Origin of the sequence: Pseudomonas emilianonis, from assembly GCF_023072625.1 — a bacterium.
GTDB classification, from domain to species: domain Bacteria; phylum Pseudomonadota; class Gammaproteobacteria; order Pseudomonadales; family Pseudomonadaceae; genus Aquipseudomonas; species Aquipseudomonas paraveronii.
Window position 1 is genome coordinate 1 of sequence record NZ_JAKNRV010000474.1, and the last position, 3,356, is coordinate 3,356.

Here is a 3,356-nt window from a genome sequence, read left to right on the forward strand (position 1 = left end):
CGGGTGCGCGCCGTGGAAGACCTGCACCTGGAGCGCTTCAACGCGGGTGACCACTTGGGCGCGGTCGCCGAAGTGGCCCGCGCCGAAAGCATCTCCCGAGTGCTTTACCCGGCCGACAGCACCGAAGCGGGGCAGGAGTTGCGCCTGCGCCAGGAATACTTCTTCGTCTCGGCCTCGCTGCAAGACTTGCTGCGCCGCCACAAGAACATGCACGGCTCGGTGCTGAGCCTGGGCGAACACGCCGCGATTCAGCTCAACGACACGCACCCGTCCATCGCGGTCGCCGAGTTGATGCGGCAACTGGTGGACCTGCACGACATTCCCTGGGAAGCGGCGTGGGACGTCACCGTCGAAACCCTGTCGTACACCAACCACACGCTGCTGCCCGAAGCCCTCGAAACCTGGCCGGTCGGCCTGATGGAACGCATGCTGCCCCGGCACATGCAGATCATCTACCTGATCAACGCCCAGCACATCGACTCGCTGCGCGCCAAGGGCATCCACGATTTCGACGTGCTGCGCGCCGTGTCGCTGATCGAGGAAGACAACGGCCGCCGCGTGCGCATGGGTAACCTGGCGTTCCTCGGTTCCCATAGCGTCAACGGCGTATCCGGCCTGCACACCCAACTGATGCGCAGCACAGTGTTCTCCGAACTGCACAAGCTGTACCCGGAGCGCATCAACAACAAAACCAACGGCATTACCTTCCGCCGCTGGCTGTACCAGGCCAACCCCCACCTCACGTCGATGCTGGTGGATGCGTTGGGCCCGGATATTCTCGACAACATGGAAACCCGCCTGGTCGAGCTGGAAACCTTTGCCGAGAAACAGGCCTTCCGCAAGGCCTTCGCCGAGCAGCGCCTGCACAGCAAGCGCGCACTGGCCGAGATCATTCACGAGCGCCTGGGCATTGCGGTCAACCCGGCGGCGATGTTCGACGTGCAGGTCAAGCGCATCCACGAATACAAGCGCCAGTTGCTCAACCTGCTGCACACCGTGGCGCTGTACCAGGCGATCCGTGCCGAGCCTGAGACCGACTGGGTGCCACGAGTGAAGATCTTCGCTGGCAAGGCGGCGGCGAGTTATCACCAGGCCAAGCTGATCATCAAGCTGACCAACGACATCGCCCGCACCGTCAACAACGACCCCACCGTGCGCGGCTTGCTCAAGGTGGTGTTCCTGCCCAACTACAACGTCAGCCTGGCGGAAAGCATCATTCCGGCGGCGGACTTGTCGGAGCAGATTTCCACCGCCGGCTATGAAGCGTCGGGCACCAGCAACATGAAATTCGGCCTTAACGGCGCGCTGACGATCGGCACCATGGACGGCGCCAACGTGGAGATGCACGAGCGTGTGGGCGCCGAGCACATGTTCATCTTCGGCCTCAGCGCCCAGCAGGTGGAAGCCCGCAAGCATGCCGGTGAATTCAACGCCGGGCCGGAAATCGCCGCGTCCCATCGTTTGAGCGATGTGTTGCAAGCGATTCGCGGTGGGGTGTTCTCGCCGGATGATCCGGGCCGTTATGTGGGCTTGATCGATGGGCTGATCGACTACGACCGCTTCCTGGTGTGTGCCGACTTCGACTCCTACTGGGATGCCCAGGCCCGGGTCGAAGCGCATTGGCATGACTCCAAGGAATGGTGGCGTTCGGCGGTGCTCAATACGGCGCGAATGGGCTGGTTCTCTTCGGACCGCACCATCCGCGAGTACGCCACCGAGATCTGGAAAGCGCTCGACTAAGCATCCAAAAAGCAGAATGTGGGAGGGGGCTTGCCCCCGATAGCGGACTGTCAGTTTGCAGATATGTCGACTGGCACGCCGCTATCGGGGGCAAGCCCCCCTCCCACATTGGTCTCTCGTCGATATACTGAGCGCCGGTTTGCTTAGGGAATATCGACCATGCAATGGATTTTCATGCTGATTGGGCTGGCGCTTGGCTGGACACTCGATGAGTCGTTCAGCGACGCGGGTATCGGCGCGCTGCTGGGGTTGGGCATTGGCCAGGCGATTCGCCTGTCGATGCTGGCTTCGCGCACGGATGAACAAAGCCGTCAGTTGCAGACCGCGCAGAAAGCGCTCTCCGCGCTGGAGCAACGCCTGGCGCAGTTGGAAAAACCCGCACCTGAACCTGCGCCGCTCGCACACAGTGTGGTGGTCGAATCCCCCGTTGCCGAATCCGCCCCACTGGTCAAGGCGCCCGAGCTTGTCTGGGAACTGCCGGCCGAACTGGCGCCAACGCCCGTTGCCTTCGCTGCCGAACCGAGTCAGGCGTTACCGGCGGATGTATGGACGCCTGCCGAGAAACCGCATGCGCCTGAACCGCTAATCCCCCGAGGCCCCAACCTGATCGAGCGCGCCATCAGCGGCGCGCGCAATTGGCTGTTCGGCGGCAATACCGTTCTGCGCGTCGGCGTGGTGCTGTTGTTCCTCGGCTTGGCCTTTTTGCTGCGCTATGCCACCGAAGGCATGGTGGTGCCGATTGAACTGCGTTATGCCGGGGTTGCCGCCGCTGCATTGGGCCTGCTGGGCCTGGGCTGGTGGTTGCGGCTGCGCAACAGTAATTACGGCTTGATGCTGCAAGGCACCGGCATTGCGGTGCTCTACCTGACGGTGTTTGCCGCGATGCGCCTGCACCCGTTGATCGACCCTGGCGCGGCGTTGGGCTTGCTGGTGGCGGTCACGCTGTTTTCGGCGATCCTGGCGATTACCCAGGATGCGTTGGGCCTGGCTTGCGCGGCGGCGCTGGGCGGTTTTGCCGCGCCGATCCTGACCTCCACCGGCGCCGGTAACCATGTGGCGCTGTTCAGTTACTTTGCCCTGCTCAATGCTGGCATCCTCGCCATTGCCTGGTTCAAGGCCTGGCGCCTGCTCAACCTGATCGGCTTTGTCGGTACCTTCGGCATCGGCTTCGCCTGGGGCCTGCGCTCGTATGCCCCGCAGCTGTTGTGGAGCACCGAGCCGTTCCTGATCGTGTTTTTCCTGATGTACCTGGCGATCGGTTTGCTGTTCACCCGGCGCAAATTGCTGGAGATGAACGACGCGCCCGAGGACGACAGCCGGGGCGCGCTGCTGCGCTGGTCGGCGGCCAAGGGCGATTATGTCGACGGCAGCCTGCTGTTCGGTCCGCCGCTGGTGGGCTTCGGCTTGCAGTTCGCACTGGTACAACACCTGGAATTTGCCGCTGCGTTCAGCGCCCTTGGCCTGGGCATTATTTATATGGGCCTGGCCCGCTTGCTCAGTGGCGGGCGCGCCTTGCTGCTGGCGTGCGCTGTGCTCTTCGTAGGCTCGGCTGAATTCGCGGCCGAACAGGTCCTGGAAATCTTCCTGGGCCTCGCGGGAAATATTGCTGTAGAGCT

The 3,356-nt window shown here is 63.1% G+C and carries 2 protein-coding genes; both read left to right on the top strand.

Translation table 11 applies throughout. The annotated features are described in order from the left end of the window. Positions 1–1,740: glycogen/starch/alpha-glucan phosphorylase (locus L9Z73_RS27815; RefSeq protein ID WP_247407926.1), on the top strand; the 1,740-nt coding region annotated here is incomplete at its 5' end. Between the two features lie 159 nt (positions 1,741–1,899). After that, on the top strand, positions 1,900–3,356 hold a 1,457-nt coding region (locus L9Z73_RS27820), incomplete at its 3' end, for a DUF2339 domain-containing protein (protein ID WP_247407928.1).